Raw genomic sequence first — 24,883 nt, forward strand, 5'->3', positions numbered from 1 at the left:
CGGCATGCACAAAAAAAGCAACCGAATCCCGAAGGAGTCCGGTTGCAACAAACAGGCGTTCATTTGTTTTTGCGGTTGCGTAAGAAAGTGGGCACTTCCAAGTTGCCGTAAGGATCCATGATGCTTTCTTCATCCGGTTTTTTGGGGGCAGGGTCTTTTTGCAAGCGTTGGAACGGGTTCAAATTGTTATCTTCCCTTCCGCCAAATGAAGGTTTTCCCTGTGATTGCGGTTTGGCGCTCTTTTTCTCTTGCTCTTCATGATCGAAGCCGGTGGCAATCACCGTGACCAAAATTTCATCTTTGAGATCTTCATTAATGACAGCCCCGAAAATCATGTTCACTTCCGAGTGGGAAGCCTGGGTCACAATATCCGCCGCTTCATATACTTCGTACAAACTCAAATTGGTGCCTCCGGTGATATTCATCAACACACCGCGGGCTCCTTCGATCGAGGTTTCGAGCAAAGGACTGCAAATCGCTTTTTTGGCCGCATCGGCAGCGCGGTTTTCCCCGTTGGCCGAACCGATTCCCATCAAGGCCGAACCCCGTTCCGTCATAATGGTGCGGACATCCGCAAAGTCAAGGTTAATGAGCCCCGGGACGGCAATCAAATCAGAAATCCCTTGAACCCCTTGTCTCAACACGTTATCCGCTTCTCTGAACGCTTCCAGCATCGGGGTGTTTTTATCAACGATTTCCAACAGCCGGTCGTTGGGAATCACGATTAACGTGTCCACATTTTCCTTTAATGCCGCAACCCCTTGTTCCGCCTGATTCGCTCTTCTCCGTCCTTCAAAAGTAAACGGTTTGGTGACCACACCGACAGTCAGCGCCCCCAATTCACGGGCCACCGCGGCAATCTCCGGTGCCGCTCCGGTTCCGGTGCCTCCACCCATTCCGGCGGTGACAAACACCATGTCGGCTCCCTTTAAGACGCTTTCGATTTGTTCCCGGCTTTCTTCAGCCGCTTTTTTTCCGATTTCCGGTTTGGCTCCGGCTCCGAGCCCCCTGGTCAATTTTTCCCCGATTTGCAGGCGGACAGGCGCCTTGGAGCGGTTTAAAGCCTGTGCATCCGTGTTGACGGCAATAAATTCGACCCCTTGCACGCCCGCCTCAATCATCCGGTTGACTGCATTGCTTCCGCCACCACCGACACCAATGACTTTTATCTGGGCAATTTGTTCCATTTCAAGATCAAAATCCAACATATTCTTGTCCCTCCAATACAAAAGCTTACCAAAATCTTTTTAAATGAATTCATTTAACCAGTTTTTCATTTTTTCAAAAGCCGACGGTCCACGCTGCTTTTTCTGGCGAGGAGGGTGATGGGAGGTTCGATGCGACTCGGTTTGGAAAGCCCCGCGTTTATGCAAGTAGTGAATCATGCCGACTCCGCCGGTGTATGAGGGTTCTTTGACGCCAATATTTTGGGGAGTGGCAATCCGTACGGCTCCGCCCAATTGGTTTTGCGCAACATGCAGGATATGCTGTGTTGCCATGACTCCTCCCGTCAACACATAACCACCGGCAGGTTCTTCCGAAAAGCCCATGGCTTTGACCTGTTGGCGGATCAACTGAAACATTTCTTCCAGCCGGGGTTCGATGATTTGCGCCAACTCCAGTTGGGTTACAATCCGGTCTCTGCTCGTTCCAATCGTTTGCACATTAAACATCTTGTCTGTCAATGCAAATTCTTTACAGGCAACCCCGTATTTGCATTTCACTTCCTCGGCTGAACTGGTCTGTGTCCTGAGTCCTATCGCAATGTCATTGGTTATGTATTCCCCACCAATCGGAATGACGGAAGTTCCTGCAAGGTGACCGTGCTGATAAACCGTCAGTGTCGTGGTTCCGCCACCCATGTCCACCATGACGACACCCAGATTTTTCTCATCATCAGACAGGCAAAGCTCACTGACGGCCAGCGGCAAAAACACCATTCCGGCGATATTTAAGTCCGCCCGCTCCACACAGCGAAGCAGATTGGTCAATATCGTCTTGGTCCCGGTGACAATGATCGCATCCACTTCCAACCGGACACCGACCATTCCGTTTGGATCTTTGATATCATCGAGGCCGTCAACAATAAATTGCTTTGGAACGACTTCAATCACTGCCCGTTCCGGCGGCAACGCAATCACACGCGCCGCTTGCAACACACGGTCAATGTCATGAAGGCTGATCTCCCTGTCTTCACTGGAAACAGCAACAACACCATGGCTCGGCTGCAAAGAGACATGGTGTCCAGACACTCCGACAAACACCTCGGAAATCTCTATGCCAACCATGCGTTCAGCATGATCCACCGCTTCACGTATTGATTGTACGGCTTGATCAATATTGATGATGGCTCCCTTTTTCATTCCTTGTGACTCTGCCGTCCCTACTCCCACAATGTGTGGTGTTCCGTCTGCGTTGATTTCGGCTACGATGACACGAACTTGTGAAGATCCAATATCCAAAGTGATAACGAAATCCTCATTGCTCAATTCTGGGCACCTCCTTGCCCGGGAGTCAGTCTTAATGTATAGGTATCCATTTTAGAATGAAAATATATTAAGGAAAAGGGAGGAAACTCTTACAAACCATATTCAACAATCACAGAGTGATCCCCTCTAAAGCAAAACATTTTTATTTATATTCCTATTTCCATGTTTTTCTTTTTAAACAATCTTCCACCTCATATCAGGTTGCCGGCTCCGCTCCGTCATCCGGAATAAACCAGATGCTTTCCAACAAATACAGTGTACCTTGCGGATGTTTAAAAAACGAGGGATAGTAATTCATTTTTTGTGAAAGATCTTCCACTCGCACAAAAATGCGGTGATGATAACCGGTTAAAATTTCCACTTGATCCTGGTGTTTGGAAACGGGTCGGACTGCTTTGATGGAACGTTGAATCATCGGAGGGATTTTTCCAATTTCTTTCACTGTTTGTTGCAGCATGGGATGGGCAAGATCCCATCCTTTAAATAAAATCCGGTCAGATTTGAATGAAAGCTGCCGGTGAGGTAAAATAGTACCGTCCAATAAAATGGGGAGATGTTTCTGATCTTTGGTTTCAAACCAACCGACAACCGGTTTTTCCCGAATCAAAATGGTCACTTTGTCCGGAAACGATTTTTTGACCTCTGCGTGACGGACTTCGGGAATGGTCCGGATTTGACTTGCGATTTCGTCGGGTTGGACACCAAAAAAAGAAACCCCTTCCTGTATCTGCGCTTTCTTTAAAATCGTTTCGGTTGATACCAATTGGTTTCCGGACACTTGAATCTCTTTGATTTTACTCAGCGGCGATCGCAAGAATATGGCAAACAACGCTCCCATAAAAAACAAAAAGATAAATGCCAAAATCCATGGTGACGGGGACCGTTTTTTGCCAATCCAATTGCGAAAGGGAGGAATGCGTTCATCCACCAAATGATACTCCTTTCCTCTGCTTTCGCCTGACTGACCAAGATGCAAAAAATATAATCTTCCCTATATATTACCACAAATATGGGATGTTGAAAGGTTTTCGCACAAAAAAACAGCGGCACAATCTGTGCTACTGTTCAGCATCCTTCTTGATCCGTTTGATATTTCCTCCCAATTGTCCGAATGTTTCCTCCATTGGCTCATAACCCCGGTCAATATGATGAACGCCATGAACAATGGTCCGGCCGCAAGCCGCCAATCCGGCGATCACCAATGCCGCTCCGGAACGCAAATCTGATGCAAACACTTCCGCTCCCTTCAGTCTTTTTACCCCGCGAATCGTGACCGTACGCCCGTTCAAATGCATATCCGCTCCCATTTTCTTCAATTCATGCACATGTTTCAGGCGCCGTTCAAAAATGTTTTCGGTCACCCGGCTTTCGCCCTCCGCCAGCGCAAGCAGGACCATGGTTTGTGGTTGCATATCGGTCGGAAATCCGGGAAACGGCTTTGTCACCAATTCAGAAGCCGGCCGGATGGATGAACCCGCCTTTACCCGGATGCCCTCCGGATCCCGACTGAAATGAACCCCCAATGGCTCAAGATGTTCGGCGAGCCCTTCCATCTCAGCTTCCTTGATCCCTTTCATAACCAATTTTCCCCCGGTGATTGCCGAGGCAATTGCGAAAGTGCCCGCGGCAATCCGGTCGGACATGACCTGATGGGAAGCGGCTGTCAAATAATCGACCCCAATGACCCGAATCTCGGGCGTGCCGGCTCCTTCAATCTGAGCTCCCATTTTGGTCAGGTATGTTGCCAACTCAACGATTTCCGGCTCACAAGCTGCATTTTCAATGACGGTCTCCCCTTCGGCACACACCGCCGCCATCATGATGTTTTCCGTGGCGCCGACACTCGGAAACTCCAACGGGATGTGTGTGCCGGTCAGTTTGGGCGCTTCGCACTGAATGATCCCATCCGTCTCCACAATTTCCGTTCCCAACATGGCAAGCCCTTTGAGATGGAGATCAATCGGCCGTGCACCGATATTGCATCCCCCGGGTTTGGTCACACGAACCCGCTGAAGGCGTGAAAGCAACGGCCCCATCAGAAAAACCGATGACCGGATTTGCCTCATTAGATGTTCCGGAATGCAATGTCTTTCCATGTTCCGTGTATCCACATACAACGTCGACCGTTCACGAACGATTTCCGCTCCCAACGATTCCAAAATCTTACACATTGCAAAAATGTCGGTCAGTCCGGGAACGTTTTCGACTTGGTGAATTCCTTCGGCTAAAACCGTAGCAGCCAGGATGGGTAAGGTTGCATTTTTTGATCCTTGGACACGAACAGATCCGGACAGAGGTTTGCCACCTTCAATCACAAACCGTTCCAATGTGTCACCTCCGTTTACTCTTCACCCACCACCTGCACTTCCGGTTCGAGACGGATATTGTATTTCTCATCAATGGTTTGAATGATGTGCTCGATTAATTGCAAAACATTTTTGGCCGTGGCATTACCCCGGTTGATAATAAAGTTCGCATGCGTGGTAGACACTTCGGCATCCCCGATCCGAAAGCCCTTTAAACCGGCTTCCTGGATCAGGCGGCCGGCGTAATCCCCCGGCGGATTTCTGAAAACACTACCAGCGCAAGGATATTGTAATGGCTGTGTCTTTCTCCGGCGGTCTTTATAAGAAGTCAGCCGCGACATGATCTCATCCCGTTCACCGTACTCCAATGTGAAGGAAGCTTCGGTCACGATTCCTTTCAGTTTGGTTTGAAGCACGGAAGTACGATAGCGAAATTCCATCTCTTCATTCGACAATGTCACCCATTCACCGGTTTCCAAAAGCACAGTCGCGGAATGAAGAACTTTAGAAATGTCAGAACCATGCGCACCCGCATTCATGTAGACGGCGCCCCCCACGTTACCGGGGATTCCCGCCGCAAACTCCAATCCGGTCAGCCCTTGTCTGGAGGTCATGGTTGCCAGCAAGATGGTGGAATACCCGCCGCCGGCGGTGACCCTGGTTCCATCCACTTTCAACTCGTTAAACCCTTCATCCAATTTGAACACCACACCCCGGATTCCACCATCCCGCACCAACAGATTGGACCCTCTGCCAATCACTCTCCAAGGAATCTGATGCCGGTACACCACCTGCATCGCCTGTTCCAATTCTTCCTTATTGCGCGGATAGATCAGGAGATCGGCAGGGCCTCCCACTTTCCACGTCGTATGGCGGGACAAAGGTTCATTGACTCGCACATCCTGGATTCCGATGCTTTTCATCTCTTGTATGATTTGTTCCACTTGATCGTCCCTCCTCGCCTACCCCGAAAGAGTCCCTCCAACCACTGGCTTAACATAGTTTATGCCGGTCCGTACTGATTGTGACGAACGTCTAATTGGTAGAGACCCTACTTTTCTCATTCATGGGTAACTGCAATTTTTTCCAACTCGCTGACCAATACTTCCGCCGCATGGGGGCGCCCCAGACGGCTGGCCGCTTCACTCATCGCATGATGTTCCTCTTTATTTTCAATCAGCCGTTTCACTTCACGCCACAAGTTTTCGCCCGTGCATTCACTTTCCAGAAGCATTTTGGATGCCCCTTGTTCCTCCAGCCATCTTGCATTGGCTTCCTGGTGGTTGTTGGTGACATAAGGGGACGGAATCAGAATAGAGGGTAAACCCAATGCTGTCAACTCGGCCAGCGTCGAAGCCCCTGCTCGTCCAACCACCAGATAAGTGGCTGCCAGCACATCCGGCATGTTATAGATAAACGGCTTGATATCCAGATTGGGGATATCATCGGTTTCAACCATTTCACGAATTTTATCATAGTGAACTTCGCCAGTCACATAGACAAAATGGACATCCGGCATTTCTTTCATGCGGGGGATCATTTCGAGAACCGCTTCATTAATGGCTTTGGCTCCCCGGCTTCCCCCGAAAATCAAGATAATCGGTTTGTGGGCATCCGTGATTCCCAAAGATTTTCTCCCGTTCGCGGCATTGGCTTGTACCACTTCGGTCGCCCTCGGGTTGCCGGTGAATACAATGCGGTTGGCACGGCTCAAATATTTTTGCGATTCCTCCAGGCTGATGGCAACCACATCCACAAACCGCGATAAAAATTTGGTGGTCAAGCCCAACACGACATTTTGCTCATGAATCAGGGTCGGAATTCCCATCTGATGGGCCGCATACACAGCCGGACCACTGACGTAACCGCCGGTTCCCACCACCACATCCGGCTCAAATTCGCGCATATATTCTTTGGATTTGCGAACGGCTTTGATGAATTTGTGCAAGGTGTGGACGTTTTCCCAAGAAACGCTTCTCTTAAACCCTTGGATTTCCACGGTATAAAAATGAATGTTCCCTTCTTTGGGAACAATTCGTGATTCCAATCCTTCACTGGTACCGATATAAGCGATTTCCACATCCGGGAATTTTTTTCTGACTGCCCGGGCAATTGCCAAAGCCGGGTAAATATGCCCGCCGGTTCCGCCACCGGATAACAAGATTCGTTTCATGATCCTTCCTCCTGATTATTTGGATTTACGTACAAACCGCGATAAATTCATCAATATTCCTACGGCTGCTAATGTCAATGTGAGGGAAGAACCTCCGTAACTCAAAAAAGGCAATGTGATTCCGGTCACTGGAAAAACCCCGGAGACAACCCCGATATTGATCACGGCCTGAATGATGATCATCGCCGTGATCCCTGTTGCCACCAAGCTGTAAAACATGTCGGGAACACCCATGGCCACCCGGATGCCGCGCCATACCAGGACGGCAAACAGCAAAATCACCGTGGCCGCTCCCAAAAAACCCAACTCTTCGGCTAAAATCGAAAAAATAAAATCCGTATGCGGTTCGGGAAGATACAGGTGTTTTTGTTTGCTCATGCCAAGCCCCAGCCCCATGAGCCCGCCGGGGCCGATGGCATATAATGACTGGATCAAATGATAACCCGCACCAAGCGGATCCTGCCACGGATTTAAAAAAGCGACAATCCGTTGAATACGGTAAGGTGCAGCCAGTATCAGCATGACGAATCCGACCACACCCAATAAGAAAAAGAAAGCCAAATGTTTTTTTCTGGCTCCGGCAGCAAAAATCAAAATAATTCCGGCTCCCATCAAAACGGTGCCCGTTCCCAGGTCCGGCTGCATCATGATAAGCCCGAAAGCGAGCCCCAACAACAGAAGTGCAGGTAAAAAACCCCGGGTAAAATGTTTGATGTCATAGTCGGGGTTGGAAAATATGCGGGACAAAAACATAATCATGGCCAGTTTCATAAACTCGGAAGGCTGGATGCTGAAAGCCCCGATTCCCAACCAGCTTCTTGCACCGTTACGCAAAATTCCAACCCCGGGGATCAAGACGATCAACAACAGAATGAAACATATCACAATCCCTGGTTTCGCCCATTCACGAAACTTTTCCGGGTCCAGTTTTGCAATCCAAAACATCAAGAAAACACCCAAAGATGCAAACAAGAATTGCCGCTTGGCGAAATAAAACGCGTCGTCGTATTTATGATAAGCAAAAGCGGCACTTGCGCTGTACACCATCAATACACCGATGGTCAAAAGCAAAACGATCGCAACCACAATGACGATATCGGGTGTTTGGCTCTTTGGATTCATGGGCGTTTTCACCTCTTGAAAATTTGGGCAAGCTCTTATACTTGAAGATTATGCACAGTCTTCTTAAATATGCTTCCCCTTTCCTCAAAAGAGGTGAACTGGTCCCAGCTTGCACATGCCGGGGAGAGCAACACCACATCCCCGGGCCGGGCCAGGTCAAATGCCCGTTTCACAGCCGTTTCCAAACCGTCCACGGAATACACATCTTTCAGCCCGGCATCCTTTCCCCGCCGGGTCAGGATCTCTTTGGTTTGGCCGTATGCAATCAACGCTTTCGCCCTTTTGTTAAAAACCGGGATCAACTCTTTAAAGTCGATGCCCCGGTCCAATCCTCCCCCGATCCAGATGACGGGTTCACGAAAGGATTCCAAGGCTTTGGAAGCCGCTTGCGGATTGGTCGCTTTGGAATCATTGTAAAAACGGACTCCGTTGATCTCAGCCACAAATTCCAAGCGGTGCTCCACCCCGCGAAAGTTTTTCAGCACCTCACGGATCGCAGACACGTCCGCTCCGGCTGCCAGACTCATCGCGGTGGCCGCCAGTACATTTTCCAGGTTGAATTCACCGCGCAGGGCAATGTCATTCACCGGAAGGACGGGTTCCGTTTTGTCCCCGATCCGGGCGGTCACCATGCCCTCTCGGACAAACACTCCTTCCGGCACTTCCTCCTTCCGGCTGAACCACCAAACCTCACTTTTGATTTGTCCGGCCGCCTCTTGACATACCGGATGATCCCGGTTCAGGACGGCGATGTCTTCCGGCGTCTGATTTTGAAACAATTTCATTTTGGAAGCAATATAATCTTCCATATTCGAATGGTAGTCCAAATGCGCCGGATAAACATTCAGGAGACAAGCGATTTCAGGTTTGAATGTGCGGGTGCCTTTCAACTGAAAGCTGCTGAGCTCCGCAACCAGCCACCCGTTGTCCGGGTTGGAGCGGACCGCTTCCGTCAATGCTTGTCCGATGTTTCCGGCCACCTGATTTTGGATTCCGCTTTTGGTCAACATTTCCCCCACCAGGGTTGTGGTGGTGGTTTTTCCGTTGGAACCCGTGATTCCGATGACCGGCGAATCGGAAAGGAGTCCGGCGATCTCCACTTCCGTTATGACGGGGATCCCCTTTTCCAATGCTTGAGCCACCGGTTTGGCATGATAAGGAATGCCCGGATTTTTCACCAACCAATCCACTTCATCATGGATCAAATCATCCGGATGACTTCCGCAAAGAACCGGGATCCCGATTCCTTCCAATTCTTCGGCTTCGGGACATGCTTCCCGCGGTTTTAAATCATTGACCACCACGTTGGCGCCCAACTCATGCAAACATTTTGCAACAGCAACTCCACTGCGGGCCAGCCCCAAAACAACCACCTGGCGGCCCGCCCAAATTCCGGTATTTTTCATTACAACCACATCTCCAAGAAGACACCCAAACCGGCGAGTACCAGACCGAAGAACCAAAAGGTGGTCACCACCCGCCACTCAGACCAGCCGCACAATTCAAAGTGGTGGTGTAACGGGCTCATGCGAAACACCCGTTTGCCACGGAATTTAAATGAAGTCACCTGGATCATCACAGACAATGTTTCAATCACAAAAATTCCACCGATAATGGGTAACAATAATTCCGTTTTCGTAATCACGGCCAACGCTGCAATGCCGCCGCCGAGAGCCAATGAACCGGTATCTCCCATAAACACTTTAGCCGGATTGGCATTAAACACCAAGAATCCCAGAAGCGCTCCGACCACGGCCACGGAAAAAATCGTCACCGTCGGGTTGCTTTGCAAAATCCCGATCACGGCATAAGCGCCGTACGCACTCACTGCTGTTCCAGCCAATAAGCCATCCAAACCATCCGTCAGGTTCACGGCATTGGAAGCACCGATCATCATTAACAAGAGAAGAGGCAGATATAACCAATTCAGATGAATGGTCAAATCAGTAAAAGGAATGTCCAAGCTGAAAATATAGTTGTTGGGACCGCCTGTCCGCACTTCCAAAAGCACCCAGAAAAGAACCAAACCGATAAACAGCTGACCGAGTAATTTCTGGTTGGCGGTCAGTCCGAGATTCCGTTTCATAACCACTTTAATATAATCATCCAAAAAGCCGAGAATTCCGTAACCCAATGTCGCAAACACCAAAAAGAACAGGTCTGCGTTAATAATGGCATCGTTGTTGTTCAACAAGGTCAAACTGCTGAGCGGAACGGCCGTCAACACAATCGCGGTGAGGATAATCACTCCGCCCATCGTCGGGGTTCCCGCTTTTTTCAAATGGGCTTGCGGCCCTTCCTCACGGATGCTTTGACCAAATTTCAACCGTTTTAACACCGGAATGATCATCGGTCCCAGGATGACGGCAATACCAAAAGCAACTGCAAGTGGAATTAAAATAAATCGAAATTCTAGATTCCCCATAGTTCTTCCCCTACGCTCCTTCAGTCATATTTTTGACAATCTGATCGAGCCTCGCTGCACGTGAAGCTTTGACTAAGAGGATGGTCTCTGGATGTCCTTCCCGGAGCAATGTTTCTACAGCTTCATCCGGCGTATGGAAATGAACGAGGGCTTGATTGTCACAAGCTTTTGCTTTCATAGCTCCCTCATGAATCCACCGGCCCCGTTCGCCAATCGTATATAAGCGGTGAATGCCTTTTTCCATGGCATACACCCCCAACTCTCTATGATAATGCTCCTCTTGTTCTCCGGTTTCAAGCATATCTCCCAGAAGAGCCCATTTCTCTTTTTCCGGCTCAATCTCTGCCAACAAGTCCAATGCTGCTTTCATGGATGTGGGACTGGCATTGTAGGCATCATCGATCAGCAACATTCCATTTCTTGCCATCTTCGTCTCCAAACGCATGCCGGTCAGGGTCACATTTGCCAGGCCACGGACAATCTCCTCTTCCCGAAGTTTAAAATACCGGGCCACCTCGATGGCAAGCAACGCGTTTTTGACATTGTGCCTTCCCAATAACGGCAAAGTGAAACGGGTACCGGTTTTCCGGGATTGAAAAGAAACCCCCTCGGTTCCCCTGACCTCTATTTGTTCCGGAGATTCGTCAGAATCGGCTTCCCATCCGGTTTTGATCAACAGCCTGGACTCCTCTTTCAACAAGTTCCGAAGCAACGGTTCATCTCCGTCGATCACCAGTGCCCCCGTCGGGGACAGTCCATCTTTAACTTCCAATTTTGCCTTCGCAATTCCTTCCCGGCTCCCCAGATGTTCGATATGGGACTCGCCGATGTTGGTGATCACCGCGACGTCCGGACGGGCAATGTTCGAAAGGACGGAAATCTCCCCGCGATGGTTCATTCCCATCTCGATCACCGCAATTTCCGTTTCCTCCGGCATCGATAACAAGGTTAAAGGCACACCGATATGATTATTAAGATTTCCTTTCGTTTTATGCACCGCATATTTTTCAGCCAACAAAGATGCGATGAGATCCTTGGTGGTGGTTTTTCCATTGCTTCCCGTCACCGCTACGACTTTGGCCTGACATTCCGCGCGGTATCCGGCAGCCAGTTGTTGCAATGCTTTCAACGTGTCTTCAACCACAATGACAGGGAGGTGAAGCTCCGGAAACGGCCGGTCCTGCTGCCACAAGACGGCTGCCGCCCCTTTTTCTCCGGCATCCTTTACAAACTGATGCCCGTCAAAACGTTCGCCAACAAGCGGAACATAAAGCTGATTGGCCCGGATGTTCCGCGTGTCTGTCGACACCCCGCACACCAGCCGGTGAAGATCGACAGGGCTTCCCCTCCAGCTTCCGCCGGTTGTTTCCAAAATCCATTGACATGTACGTTGCATTTCATCATTCCTCACTTTGCCCACATGGATCGAATGGCATCGGCGGCCACTTCCCGGTCATCAAAATGATGGCGTACACCGTTGATTTCCTGATAGGTTTCATGACCTTTTCCGGCAATTAAAATCACATCTTCCGGTTTGGCTTTGGCCACCGCTTCATAAATCGCTTCCTTGCGGTTTTCAACCACCAAATAACGGTCTTTGGGATACTGATCCACCCCGACCAACATATCTTCCAAAATCGTGACCGGATTTTCCGTACGAGGGTTATCCGAGGTGAAAATGGCCAAATCACTGTTTTTCACCGCAATCTCCGCCATCAGCGGACGCTTGCTGCGATCGCGGTCCCCACCGCAACCCACAATGCAAATCACCCGACCCTTGGCAAATTCGCGAATGGTGGTCAACGCATTTTCCAGGCTGTCCGGTGTGTGGGCGTAATCCACAAGAACCGAATAAGGCTGTCCCAAATCAACCGGTTCAAACCGTCCGCTGATTCCTTCCACTTTGGCCAAGGCCGACTGAATCTGTTTCAGGTCCATGCCTTCAATCAGCGCGACGGAAACGGCCGCCAATACATTATATACATTAAATTTGCCGACCAATCTTGACCGGATGGGAACTTCTCCGCGAAATGTCTTTAACGTAAAGGTCGTTCCCGAAGATGAAAACCGGATATTTTCCGCCGTGACGTCAGCAGGCTGCTCGATGCCGTAGGTGATAACCTGCGCCGGCGTCCGTTGCATGAAATAACCGGAAGCTTTGTCATCCGCGTTGAAAACGGCAAACGCATTATCTTCTAAATCTTCCGCATAAGCATTTCCCAATTGACTGAACAGCAAACTTTTCGCTTCGCGGTAGTTTTCCATCGTCTCATGATAATCCAAATGATCTTGCGTCAAATTCGTGAAAACAGCGATCCGAAATTGACAACCTCTGGTTCTTCCCATGTCCAAAGCATGCGATGAAACTTCGATGACAGAATACTCACAACCCTCATCTTTCATCATTCGAAACGTTTTTTGCAAATCTGTCACTTCGGGAGTTGTATTTTTGGTTGCAAACTTTTTCTTTCCGATTTTTGTCTGAATGGTTCCGATCACGCCGGTTAGAGAACCTTTGTGTCTGAGAAGCTGTTCAATCAGATAAGTCGTGGTTGTCTTTCCGTTTGTTCCCGTCACTCCAATCAGCTTTAATTCTTGCGTCGGATAGTGGTAAAATTTCGCAGCCACCACGGCCATCGCTCTGCGTGTGTCAGGCACTTGAATCACTGGAATGCCCGGCAAATCAACCGGTTTTTCCACCATGACCGCCGCGGCGCCGTTGGCCACCGCCTGCTCGACAAAACGGTGGGCATCCACCTTCGTCCCTCTCAGAGCAATAAACAAGTCTCCCGGCTGAACCTGACGGGAATCGATTTGGATGCCATGAATTTCGGTCATCAGATCCCCTGTCGTCTTGTACAACATTAACGGCCGGATTAACTCACATATTCGCATCTTCTTCCTCCTTTTCGACAACAGAAAGACAACAGAAAATGCCAGGGGTATTCCTGGCATGGTCTATTCACATACCCTATTTTAATCTCCTTTCTATCATTTGTCACTTTCCTTGGCAAGTACGCACTTTCCTGCAATTACCGGATAAACCCCCGAGAATTCAAGGAGTGAGCAAAATCAAGCCACAGAATCCCCTTAGAAATGTTTGCATTTTGTTTGCAAATTGTTTGCATTTAAGTAACAAAGAAGCGCTGGTTGACGAGCCAATCGGGGGTTTTCTATGAATCCCCCAAATAGATTTTGATGGTCGTTCCTTTTTTGACACGTTGCCCGGGCTTGGGCATTTGATCAATCACCTTTTGCCCGTTTCCATAAACTTGCAGCGGAAAGGAATATAAACTGGAACGAATTTCATCGATGTCTTGATTGACCAAATTGGGTGCCGGGACAATCGGGATTTCTGCCGGTCCGTTTTCCGGCGGGATTTGTTTGGTTCGTTTGGGGATTTTTAAATACCGCAAGCTGTCATCCAAAATATTGCCGACAATGGGGGCGGCAACCACTCCGCCGAATTGAATTCCCTTGGGATTGTCGACTGCCACATAGACGACCAATTGCGGATCATCCGCCGGCGCAAAGCCGATGAACGAGACGATGTGGTTATTTTGCATGTATCTGCCATCCGGTCCCACCTTTTGTGCGGTTCCGGTCTTTCCGCCCACCCGGTATCCATCCACAAACGCTTTCCGTCCCGTCCCCTTCGCCACGACACTCTCCAAGGTTTGCCGGACTTGGGCGGAAGTCGCTTCGGAAATGACCTGCCGTTTGACTTTGGGTTTGACTTCTTCCACCACTTTTCCGGTTTCCGGATCCACCCATGCCTTGGCGATGTGGGGAACCATCAGCTTCCCGCCGTTGATCGCGGCCGAAACGGCAGCCACCTGTTGAATCGGGGTCACTGAAACCCCTTGTCCGAATGCCGTGGTTGCCAATTCAACCGGCCCCACTTGACTTTCCTCAAATAAAATTCCGCGTGCTTCTCCATTCAGGTCAATCCCGGTTTTCTCCCCAAACCCGAACTTGCGGATATAGGAAAACAATGTTTCTTTTCCCAGCCGCTGTCCCAACGTGACAAATCCCGGGTTGCAGGAGTTTTCCACCACTTCCAAAAATGTCTGATGTCCATGGCCTCCCGATTTCCAACAACGCAACCGGGCACCGCCCACCTTGATGTAACCGGGATCATGAAAGTGATCCTGTAAATTCACTTTCTTTTCTTCCAGTGCCGCGGCCAAAGTGATAATTTTGAAAGTCGATCCCGGTTCATATGTTTTCCAGATCGGCAGATTCCGGTTATAAATCAACGGGTCGGTCACCTTGTACTGATCCGGGTGAAAAGTGGGACGGCTGCTCATCCCCAGAATTTCACCGGTATTGGGGTTCATGGCAATGGCCAAGGCATTTTCCGGTTGATACTGGGCCATCGCCTGATCCAATTCCCGTTCGATGATGGTTTGAATCTGGTAATCCAGGGTAAGCATCAAGTCCAGACCATCCTGAGGGGGAATAAACCGGTCCACCCCTCCCGGCAATTTGTCCCCGCTGGCGGTGGCACTGAACGAAACATATCCCTTTTTTCCTTTCAATTTTTCATCATAGATCAATTCCAACCCGGCCAGCCCCTGATTGTCGATCCCGGTAAATCCCAAAAGATGGGCGGCAAAACTGCCATGGGGATAATACCGTTTACTGTCTTCTGCAATGGCAATCCCCGGGAGCCTGAGCCCTTGAATTTGCCGTGCTTTCTCTTCCGAAATCTTTCTCCCCCACGGATGAAGTTTAACAATCAATTGCCGCTGTGTGATTTTTTCATAGATTTTTTGTTCGGGTGCCTGGAGAATACGGGCCAATTGCTTTGCTGTATCGGCCGGATCTTTGATTTGGGCCGGAATCGCCATGACGGAAGGGGAACTGATGTTGTATGCCAGCTTCTTTTGATTCCGGTCCAATATCTTTCCCCGTTTCGGTTCATAAGGAATATTCCGGCTCCACAGGTCTTTGGCTTTTTCCGCCAATTCCCCGCCGGCAATCAATTGGACGTAAGCAAGCCGTGCCATCAAAACCATAAATACAAATACGGAAATCAAAAACAAAGAAAACAATCGTTTTCGAACGGTGATTTGTTGGCCGTGCATCTTCCCCTTCCTCTCCTTCCCATCTCTTACTCTAAAACTATGAAATCCGCCGGAAAAAAATGACACAGCCTGTCTTCTTCCATAAAAAAAGACCCGCTTTAAAAGCGGGTCTTTCCATCCCTTTATTTAATCGTCTCGGCGAATTTGTCATTTGGTTGTACTTGCCTGATTTGCAGCGATTTTTTCATGATCTCCCTGGCGATCGGAGCGGCCACTGTTCCCCCGGTGGCATTTTTGGACGATGACGGCTCATCAATGGCGACATATACGACCACTTCAGGCTTGTCATACGGGGCAAAACCGATAAAGGATACGATGTATTGATTCTCCATGTATCCCCCGTCCGGATCCGGTTTTTGTGCCGTCCCCGTTTTTCCGGCCACACCATAGCCCGGTAAATCGGCTTCGACACCGGTTCCGTTTTGTACCACCCCACGCAATAACTCCCGCACTTGTTTTGCCGTGGATTCTTTTACGATCCGACGGCTTTCGGGTTGAAAAGATTTCACTTCTTTTTTCAACCCTGGTTCCCATATCGATTTCATGATATGGGGGGTCTTCCAGACACCGCCGTTGGCAATGGCGCTCACGGCTGCAACTTGCTGAATCGGTGTGACCGAAATCCCTTGTCCGAATGAGGTGGTGGCCAATTCCGTGGCATACAGGTTCCGTCCGAAAAAGTATCCCCTTCCCTCTGCCGGCAGGTCGATTCCGGTTTTTTTCCCGTATTGCTCCGTGATATTTCCGAAACCAAACCGGTTGATGTAATCCGTTAATTTCTGTGCGCCCAACTTTTGCCCCAGAATGACAAAAGCGACATTGCTGGACAGTTTGATTCCGTCCCGAAACGTGATGTTTCCCCATCCGCTTCCGTTCCAATCATGGATCACCCGGTCATCCACCCGGATCGAGCCGGACGGGAATGTTTGATCCGGATTGAATATGCCTTCTTCAATCGCCGCGGCCAAAGTCACAATCTTAAAGGTGGAGCCAGGTTCAAACTGTCCTTGCACGGCCCGGTTGATACTGTTTTCGTCACTCAGGGTCTCGGCATACCGGTTCGGGTCAAAAGTCGGGCGGGATGCCATGGCCAAAATTTCTCCCGTATTGGGATCAGCGACAATCGCCGTTCCCCCTTTGGCCTCATGAGCACTGATCGCTTCGTCCAACTCCAGTTCCACTTGATGTTGGATGCGCGAATCAATGGTTAAGACAAGATCTTTCCCATGCTCCGGAGGCTGGTTTTTTTCCGGCTGATCCGTGACCATCACACCGTTTCTGGCCTTCAGGTATTTGATGTAACCTTCTTTTCCCCTGAGCCATTTATCGTAATATTTTTCGATGCCGCCAACGGCTGTGTCATCATACCGCAAAAATCCCAAAACATGAGCGGCCATGGTTCCGTTATACTGCCTCATGAAAGTGGGAAAAGCATAAATGCCTTGGATAAGCCCGTCCTTTTTTAAGGATTCCACCTGATTGAGTGTCTCTTCCGGATACTTGTACTTCCCATTGTACCGGAGTTCCACAGAGTCTGAATCCTTCGACAGCAATTTGACCAACTCGTCTTCTTTTATTTTCAACACCGGTGCCAGATACTTTGCGGTTTTTTCAGGATTTTTCACCTGCCGGGTGTCTGCGACAAAGTAATAAGCGTCCACTTCCCATGCCAATTGCTGCTGCTTGGTCCGGTCATAAACAGTGCCTCGTTTGGGGCGAAGTGCATCTTCTTTGATCCACGTTTCTTTGGCCGCCGCGAGCAATTTGTTATGGTCCACCGCTTGCAGCCAAAACAATCTTCCAATCACAATGATGAATCCCACGATCCAAACGAGCCCGATCAGAAGAGAACGCCGTTTGCTCTTCTTAAACATCGAACCCATGTCAAGCCTCTCCCATCTCTCTGACAAATATTGTGTCTATTTCGGCATCAGGGGCTGGTTGAAGGTAAGTATTTTGGTGCTGTCAACTCTAATCCTTTCTGTTCAGCAAATTTGCGAATACGCTCCACACTTCTTAATTTGTTGGCTTCTGTTTCCAATTGGAGATTCTCTTTTTCCACCTTTTCGATTTCAAGTTCCGTATTTTGAATCGCCACATTTAACTCCGACACTTTGGCATAACGCGACAAAACCAGAACAGCCAAAGCAACGCACAAAATAACGCTGAACAGGTAAAGCAGTCTTTCACCGGTCGGAAACGCTTTAAAAGGGGTTGGCCTTTTTTGCTTCCGCTCCACTCTGTAAGGCTTATGGAGCTGTTTTGCAGCCGAACCATGAAAACGATCCGCTCTCATATATAAATCCTCCTCACACTACCTGCTTCTTTCATTTTTATATTTTTTCCGCGACCCTCAATTTTGCGGACCGGGCCCGTTGGTTTCTCTCTATTTCTTCCGGACTCGGCAGGACGGGTTTTTTTGTAATCATCTTCAATTCCGGTTTTCTGCCGCACGTGCAGACAGGAAAATCAGGAGGACAAATGCATCCCCGGGATTGTTCCTTGAAAAACTGTTTACAAATCCGGTCTTCCAGAGAATGAAAGGTGATCACACTGATGCGCCCTTGCGGGCGGAGCAATTTCACACTTTCTTTCAACGCCTCTTGAAAAGCGTTTAATTCATCATTGACGGCAATCCGAATCGCCTGAAACGAACGACGTGCCGGATGAGGCCCCTTTCTGCGTGCAGGAGCGGGAATCACCTGCTTGATCACGTCCACCAGCTCCAAAGTGGTGCGAATCGGTGCTTGCTTTCTCGTCCGGACAATTTCGCCGGCAATTCGCCGGGAAAATTTTTCTTCGCCATATTCAAACAAGATGCGAGCCAATTCTTCCTCCGGCCATTCATTGACAACATGAAAGGCGCTTAATTCCTGTGACTGATTCATCCGCATGTCGAGCGGAGCTTCCTGGTGATAACTGAAGCCCCGTTCTCCCTGATCGAGCTGGGGGGATGAAACACCCAGATCAAACAACAAGCCGTCGACCTTTTCATAACCTAGTTCATTCACAACTTTCCTGACATGTCGAAAGTTGGTGTTTATCAAATGCAAGTTGCATGTGTGTTCTTTTAATTTATTTTTGGCATGATCCAATGCTTGCTTGTCCTGGTCTAATCCGATGAGGGTTCCTGATGGAGACAGTTGCTCGGCGATCAACTGACTGTGTCCCCCTCCGCCCAGCGTACAATCCACATAGATGCCATCCGATTTGATACAAAGTCCATGGACTGCTTCTTCTCTTAATACCGTTTCATGTTTAAACACTTTCATTCATCCTTTGCTACAAATCCAGATCAATCAAACTTTCTGCGATTTCATTAAACGATTCTTCGGAGTTACAGTAATACTCTTCCCATTGTTCTTTGCACCAAATCTCAACACGGGTGGAGACACCGATGATCACACACTCTTTTTTCAAACGAGCATACTCCCGCAAATGGGGAGCAATATGGATTCTGCCTTGTTTGTCAAATTCCACTTCGCTTGCTCCAGAAAAAAAGAAGCGCGTAAATTTACGTGCATCCGCTTTGGTAAAAGGAAGAGCTTTTAATTTTTGTTCCAGTTGCGTCCATTCGGAAGGAGGATAAGCAAACAAACAGCGGTCCAAGCCACGGGTGATCACAAAAGAAGATCCCAATGATTCCCTAAACTTCGCAGGGATGATCAATCTCCCTTTATCATCGATATTATGCCTGAATTCACCCATGAACATACCGCTGTCCTCCCCTCTGGCCTCCCTTCCTCACCACTTTCCACCACTCTCCACCACACTGGTAATTATACCACACGGAATATAAAAAATCCTGCACGCAATGTGCAGGATTCAACCGTATATTTCCTTTCATCTCCAATCAATCCAACTGCCAGCTTGCCAGATATTTTTCCTGTTCTTCCGTCAAGCGGTCGATCGCCACTCCATTGGCTTCCAGGAAATAGCGGGCCACTTGCTCGTCGATCTGATAAGGCACATCCAACACTTTCGGTCCCAATTCGCCATGATGTTCATGCACATACAGCAGGGAAAGCGCCTGCAGGGCAAAGGTCATATCCATGATTTCGGCCGGATGCCCGTCTCCCGCGGCCAGATTCACCAGACGCCCTTCGGCCAACAGGTAAAGTTTCCGTCCGTCAGCCATCTCATACTCCGCGATGTCTTTTCTCACCACGCGTTGTTTCACGGCCGCTTTTTCCAACTGTTCCACGTCGATTTCGACGTTGAAGTGGCCTGCATTGGCCATGATGGCTCCGTTTTTCATCACTTGGAAATGCTCACCCGAAATGACTCCTTTATTCCCCGTGGTGGTGATGAAGAAGTCTCCGTGCCGGGCCGCCTCCTTGATCGGCATCACTTCAAAGCCGTCCATGTATGCTTCCGTTGCTTTGACAGCATCCACTTCGGTGACGATCACTTTCGCACCCAAGCCTTTGGCGCGCATGGCAACACCCCGTCCGCACCATCCGTAGCCGACAACGACCACGGTTTTCCCGGCAACGACCAGGTTGGTTGTGCGGTTGATTCCGTCCCAAACAGATTGCCCGGTTCCGTACCGGTTGTCAAACAAGTATTTGGAATGAGCATCATTGACCGCCACCATCGGGAATTTTAATGTCCCCTCTTTCTCCAGGGAGCGCAAACGCAAAATCCCGGTGGTGGTTTCTTCACATCCGCCCAAAACATTTTCCAACAGGTCCGGACGTTCCGAGTGCAAAATGCTGACCAGGTCCCCGCCGTCATCAATGATCAAATCCGGTTTCGTTTCAAGCGTTTTGATCAAATGGTCTTTATATTCTTCCGGAGACGGGTTGTATTTGGCAAACACTGTCACGCCGGAATCAGCCAAGGCTGCGGCGATGTCATCCTGGGTGGAAAGCGGGTTGCTTCCCGTAATGGCCACTTCCGCTCCTGCATCCCGAATCAATTCAGCCAGGCAAGCCGTTTTTGCCTCCAAATGCAGGGAAATCGCCACTTTTTTTCCGGCCAGCGGCTTTTCCGAGCTCAACCGTTCCCGCAACCGGCTCAGCACCGGCATATGATCCCAAGCCCAATCCATTTTCAAGCGGCCTTGCGGGGCCAGGTTCATATCACGGACAATGCTGTTTTCTGCTGACATATAAATCCCCCTGTTCCCATATGTAAATCCGATAATCGTGGTTATTATACACGATTATCTTCCAAAAGGAAAAAGACTAAATCAACAGGACATGGACGGAACCATCCAGCCGCACTTCGTAAGAAGGCGCCCGCAGCAAAAAGTCAACCCAATCCATCCCGTGTTCATTCCATGCCCATATCATATTGTAAACCCTTTCCTGGGGTTTGTCGTTCGGATAAATTCCGTGAATCAGTTCGTCCCATTTCCGTAACGATGCGCGATGTTTCTCTTCCAGGCTTTTTTTGGCAAAACGGTGCAAGTAATCGATTTGCGCTTTGATTTTTTCTTCATTTTTTTTTCCGATTTCCCTCATATTCATGCCGATGGTTTGGTGCAAATAACCAACCAGCTGCTCATGATGCCCTATGATGGCATCCGCCGCTTCCTGAAACCGGTCGGTCAGATCCGGAGGCTGTTGCTCATCAATCCACTTCAATTTTTTCTGATTCAAATTATCCAGTTCCTCAAGCCCCAAAGCAAACTCGTCCATTCGTTTTTCCAACGCCGGGTCCATCATCGTGACAAACACGCGCGGAATCACAATCGGCATTTTCAGGCCGAGTTCGTAAAACGCCTCTTTCAACAGGGACCAATACGCAATTTCACCGGGTCCGGCCACGAAGTAAAGGGTGGGGAACAAGGCTTCCTGCATGAGCGGACGGGTGATCACATTATTGCTGAACAATGCAGGCTCTTGTTCGACCAATGACATCAATTCATCTTCCGACCACTTTTTCAGGCCGTCTTTGGTGGTCCACTGCCCCCCTTTTTGAAACAGGAGCTGCCGCTCGTCATCGACTTGAATGAACAAATTTCCCTGATCCTCTTTTAAATCGACCGGAACTTCCAGTCCCCTTGCAGCCAGACGGCCGGAAGCGTTCTGCACCGCCCGGGCAATCGCTTGGCTTTGCCGGATCATGCTTTTAAAAACCGGCACCTCCAGCCGGCGCAGATTTTCGTCATGGGAATCCACCAACAACAATCCGTACGGGCCGAAAAAATGATGGAACACTTTGGCAAACAAGCGGGTCCATGACCGTGTGCCAATTCCCCACTTTTGGCACTGTGCCAGCCATTCTTCTTTGTAAGGACGGTCCGGCAGGATCTTGGCCAATTGATCCAGCCAGTCCCGGTACTGTTTTTCATCCAGCCTACGCCGGGAAATGGGGATTTTCCGCTGATCTTTCACTGCAAACCGGTGTTTCACCGGTTCTTTCTCGCCGTTTTGCACCCATACATGGTTCACTTCCTCCAAATCATGGTCCTCACCGGCAATCCAAAAAACGGGAATCACCGGCTGTCCCAGTTGTTCCTCTGCCTGTTTTGCCAACCGGATAATGGTGATGGCTTTATAAAAAGTATATAACGGTCCGCCCAACAAACCGGCTTGTTGGCCCCCGATCACGACCATGCTGTCCTCTTTGGCCAACCGGTTCAAATTTCGCTCCACTTCGGGATGCAACAAATCCGGCTGATGGTAAGACCGGAGCACCCTGACCAATTCCTGACGCGAAACGGCCGGTTTCGATGTTTTCAAATCGCGGGCGCGTTCGTAAATGCTTTCCTCCTGCCAAGGATGGTACTGATAAAACGAACCGGCAAACTCCCGGTCGTGAAGAAATTCATCAAATATACTGGATTTCTTGGTCATTGCTATCTTTTGTAACCTCATATATAACTCCTCTTTAAAAGAAAAGTCTGATGCTCCACCGTTACAAAGTATATCACTTCAATTATTATAGTGGCTAACTTTTTTTGTCCCCAAAAACAGACTAAACAAAAATCCCAGAAAAGAAACTCCTGCAACAAACAAAAAGATGCGCACCTCTTCACCGATGAGCACACCGGGTTCAAACAAGCGGGCCGCCGTCACAAATCCCAGAGCTCCCCCGGCCGCCCTGAACATGCCGGCAGCCATCAATCCTGAACGGATCCGGCGGGGCGATACCCATTTGAACATATATCGGTGAACGGGATCAGCCACTGCAAAGCTCAGAAACCATCCCAAGAAACTGAACGCAAAAAGCATCCACCGGCTGTCCGGGACCCAGATCAAACCCGCACAAGTGACGGCCGAAAGCAAAAAAGCCGTATAAGCCAGACGGTGCACATACACAGGATTGGACAAAAAACCGATGACAGATAGCGCCATCATGGCACCGGTCACAATCAAACTCAAACAGACCGCTGTGCCGTATGTCCCGGTTTCATACTGCCGGGCAAACCAAAAAGGAAGCAAGGTCAGAATCGTCCACAGAAACCCTTGCAAAGTGACCTGTATATATAAAATCCACAGACGCCAATTGGCAAACAGATGCGGTTCAAAAAACGGATAGCTTCCCTGGCGTTCAACCATCAACAGAGGAACCACCATTCCAATGGCCACAATCCAAAGCGGCAACACTTCTTTATGCAAGACTGAGGAGATCCCTCCGGAAAAATCGGTGCTGGTGACGGCCATCATCAAAAACAAGACGATCAACCCGAAAAATACGATGGATTCGCCGCCGACCCCTTTGCGGTTCGGCTGATCAACGATTTTCCACGTTTGGGATATCAACAGCACCAAAAAAGCAAACAAAATATGCAAAATAAAAACCGATTTCCATCCCAGGGCTCCTGCCAGCCCGGCGGATGCCAAGGGAACTGAACACCATGTGACTGCAAATGCCAGCATGATCAAACTGCGTTTGCCTTTGGGCATTTTGCCGAGTTTGCGCCGGCATTGCGAGGAGACAACTGGCACCATGCCGCCGGTTCCGATGGCCTGAATGACACGGCCGCACATGAACCATACCCACTCCACGGCCAATCCGGCGAGCAAGGTTCCAAGCACAAAGAAAGTGAGAGCCGTCCACAATACTTCCATTTTCCCTTTGGAAGCCACCCAGTTATCCATCATGGGCAAAGAAAAGGCAAAAAAAGCCAAATGGAGTGAAACGGCCCACACCGCCCAATTCATCGACAAATGGTACTCCTGGATAATCAAAGATAGAACGGGCACCACCGTCAACAAATCGAATGTGCTGAAAACCATGCTGATGATATACGTATCAAATGACAACGATTTGGGACGAGACAAACCAATCCCCCCACAGTACTCCTATCCATAATTGTCTTCAGTCTTCCCATTATAGCATGAACTTTTCTTTCTCCCGAATCCGTCCGGTCCACAGTTGATTGACGGGCAAATTTCTTTGGTGTTTGGCCCCCAAACGGACAATCGCCCCGTTTAAATAATCAATTTCCGTCGGCCGGTGGTGTTTCACATCCTGCAGCATGGAAGAAAAATTGGCGGAAGTCCGCCGGCAAACCTCATGAATTTGTTCCCACATCTGCTGGAACGGAAGCGAAATCCCTTCCAGTGACGCCACTTCCGCCACTTCTGTTAAAATCCCCTCTTTTTCCGCATCATATTTGGGGTGTAACAACGCACCGTTTCGGATTTCATACCAAGCAGTCATCGGATTGATCACGCAATTGACGGCCAACTTCCCCCAAAGCCTTTGCCGGATGTCTTCATCATATTGAAGAAGGTCTTTTCCCGCTGTTTCCAGCAAAGACCTGAGTGCCGGCGACGTTTTTTTATCCCCATCGGGATAAGAGCCGATCCAGCTCGTTCCTTTTCCCGTATGCCTCACATGATTGCCGTTTTTTAATGCGCCTTCCGTCGTAACCGCCAAATAGGTTTCGCAACGGGAAGACAACTGTTCCAACCATTTTTGGTGGCCCCATCCGTTTTGAAAAAACAACACCTGTGTTTCCGGGTGAATCACGTTTTTCAACAGGGGAATAACCGATGGCAAATGGTGTTGTTTCACCATCACCAAAATGACATCAAAAGGGGGGTCTTCCCGGATCCAACCGGCCGGCCGGGCCTTTACCCGGATTTTTTTCCGTTCTCCCGACAACGTTGTCAAGGTGATTCCCGTATTGTTTACTTGCCGGGCCTGACCGGCCGTACGGGTGACCAGCAAAAACGGACCGGTTCGGGGTGCAAGGCGTGCAGACCATAACAATCCCAGCGCTCCGCCTCCCCATACTGCTATTCTCACCGTTTCATCCCTCACTTTGGCTAAAAAAAGAGAGCCATTGGGATCATGGCTCGTAAACGTCTTCATTT

Annotated in this window: 20 protein-coding genes; all 20 read right to left on the bottom strand. The window is 49.4% G+C overall.

The window, feature by feature from the left end; translation table 11 throughout:
- Positions 1–59: 59 nt before the first annotated feature.
- On the bottom strand, positions 60–1,208 hold the full coding sequence (gene ftsZ / locus I8U23_RS03970; protein WP_037994954.1) for a cell division protein FtsZ: 1,149 nt from the start codon (positions 1,206–1,208) through the stop codon (positions 60–62).
- A gap of 39 nt (positions 1,209–1,247) precedes the next feature.
- Positions 1,248–2,489: a cell division protein FtsA gene (gene ftsA, locus I8U23_RS03975; protein ID WP_037994956.1), complete on the bottom strand. Its 1,242-nt coding sequence runs from the start codon at positions 2,487–2,489 to the stop codon at positions 1,248–1,250.
- Positions 2,490–2,685: 196 nt separating this feature from the next.
- Entirely contained in the window at positions 2,686–3,417 is a 732-nt protein-coding gene (locus tag I8U23_RS03980) for a cell division protein FtsQ/DivIB (RefSeq protein WP_198050786.1), read from the bottom strand.
- 130 nt (positions 3,418–3,547) lie between these two features.
- A complete protein-coding gene (gene murA / locus I8U23_RS03985) occupies positions 3,548–4,816 on the bottom strand; it encodes a UDP-N-acetylglucosamine 1-carboxyvinyltransferase (protein ID WP_049720289.1) in 1,269 nt (422 codons plus the stop codon).
- A gap of 14 nt (positions 4,817–4,830) precedes the next feature.
- Positions 4,831–5,739, bottom strand: a complete 909-nt coding sequence (gene murB, locus I8U23_RS03990) for a UDP-N-acetylmuramate dehydrogenase (RefSeq protein WP_037994964.1) — start codon at positions 5,737–5,739, stop codon at positions 4,831–4,833.
- A 116-nt stretch (positions 5,740–5,855) separates the two neighbouring features.
- The gene (gene murG / locus I8U23_RS03995) at positions 5,856–6,968 is read right to left on the bottom strand and encodes an undecaprenyldiphospho-muramoylpentapeptide beta-N-acetylglucosaminyltransferase (RefSeq protein WP_037994966.1); all 1,113 of its coding nucleotides are present in this window, start codon (positions 6,966–6,968) and stop codon (positions 5,856–5,858) included.
- Positions 6,969–6,983: 15 nt separating this feature from the next.
- Positions 6,984–8,090: a stage V sporulation protein E gene (gene spoVE, locus I8U23_RS04000; RefSeq protein ID WP_037994969.1), complete on the bottom strand. Its 1,107-nt coding sequence runs from the start codon at positions 8,088–8,090 to the stop codon at positions 6,984–6,986.
- 35 nt (positions 8,091–8,125) lie between these two features.
- Complete coding sequence (murD, locus tag I8U23_RS04005) at positions 8,126–9,496, bottom strand: UDP-N-acetylmuramoyl-L-alanine--D-glutamate ligase (RefSeq protein WP_049720290.1); 1,371 nt, start codon at positions 9,494–9,496, stop codon at positions 8,126–8,128.
- Positions 9,496–10,515 (bottom strand): phospho-N-acetylmuramoyl-pentapeptide-transferase, encoded by a 1,020-nt coding sequence (gene mraY / locus I8U23_RS04010; protein WP_037994974.1) that lies wholly within the window; start codon positions 10,513–10,515, stop codon positions 9,496–9,498. The genes murD and mraY overlap by 1 nt, the downstream gene beginning before the upstream one ends.
- A gap of 10 nt (positions 10,516–10,525) precedes the next feature.
- Complete coding sequence (locus I8U23_RS04015) at positions 10,526–11,911, bottom strand: UDP-N-acetylmuramoyl-tripeptide--D-alanyl-D-alanine ligase (protein WP_084712913.1); 1,386 nt, start codon at positions 11,909–11,911, stop codon at positions 10,526–10,528.
- A gap of 11 nt (positions 11,912–11,922) precedes the next feature.
- The gene (locus I8U23_RS04020) at positions 11,923–13,410 is read right to left on the bottom strand and encodes a UDP-N-acetylmuramoyl-L-alanyl-D-glutamate--2,6-diaminopimelate ligase (protein WP_037994976.1); all 1,488 of its coding nucleotides are present in this window, start codon (positions 13,408–13,410) and stop codon (positions 11,923–11,925) included.
- A gap of 278 nt (positions 13,411–13,688) precedes the next feature.
- A complete protein-coding gene (locus I8U23_RS04025; protein WP_049720291.1) occupies positions 13,689–15,605 on the bottom strand; it encodes a stage V sporulation protein D in 1,917 nt (638 codons plus the stop codon).
- A gap of 122 nt (positions 15,606–15,727) precedes the next feature.
- A complete protein-coding gene (locus tag I8U23_RS04030) occupies positions 15,728–17,488 on the bottom strand; it encodes a peptidoglycan D,D-transpeptidase FtsI family protein (protein WP_049720292.1) in 1,761 nt (586 codons plus the stop codon).
- A 47-nt stretch (positions 17,489–17,535) separates the two neighbouring features.
- Positions 17,536–17,901, bottom strand: coding sequence for a cell division protein FtsL (gene ftsL / locus I8U23_RS04035; protein WP_049720293.1), 366 nt, complete (start codon positions 17,899–17,901; stop codon positions 17,536–17,538).
- A gap of 37 nt (positions 17,902–17,938) precedes the next feature.
- Entirely contained in the window at positions 17,939–18,871 is a 933-nt protein-coding gene (gene rsmH, locus I8U23_RS04040; protein WP_370525369.1) for a 16S rRNA (cytosine(1402)-N(4))-methyltransferase RsmH, read from the bottom strand.
- 16 nt (positions 18,872–18,887) lie between these two features.
- Positions 18,888–19,319 (bottom strand): division/cell wall cluster transcriptional repressor MraZ, encoded by a 432-nt coding sequence (gene mraZ, locus I8U23_RS04045; RefSeq protein ID WP_062843156.1) that lies wholly within the window; start codon positions 19,317–19,319, stop codon positions 18,888–18,890.
- 139 nt (positions 19,320–19,458) lie between these two features.
- Entirely contained in the window at positions 19,459–20,718 is a 1,260-nt protein-coding gene (locus tag I8U23_RS04050) for an adenosylhomocysteinase (RefSeq protein ID WP_037994981.1), read from the bottom strand.
- A gap of 76 nt (positions 20,719–20,794) precedes the next feature.
- Complete coding sequence (gene bshC, locus I8U23_RS04055; protein ID WP_082813533.1) at positions 20,795–22,432, bottom strand: bacillithiol biosynthesis cysteine-adding enzyme BshC; 1,638 nt, start codon at positions 22,430–22,432, stop codon at positions 20,795–20,797.
- Between the two features lie 57 nt (positions 22,433–22,489).
- The gene (locus tag I8U23_RS04060; protein ID WP_049720296.1) at positions 22,490–23,842 is read right to left on the bottom strand and encodes an MFS transporter; all 1,353 of its coding nucleotides are present in this window, start codon (positions 23,840–23,842) and stop codon (positions 22,490–22,492) included.
- 49 nt (positions 23,843–23,891) lie between these two features.
- On the bottom strand, positions 23,892–24,881 hold the full coding sequence (locus I8U23_RS04065; RefSeq protein ID WP_084712915.1) for a ketopantoate reductase family protein: 990 nt from the start codon (positions 24,879–24,881) through the stop codon (positions 23,892–23,894).
- Positions 24,882–24,883: the final 2 nt, after the last annotated feature.

This window comes from Thermoactinomyces sp. CICC 10735 (genome assembly GCF_016055175.1).
GTDB lineage: Bacteria > Bacillota > Bacilli > Thermoactinomycetales > Thermoactinomycetaceae > Thermoactinomyces > Thermoactinomyces vulgaris.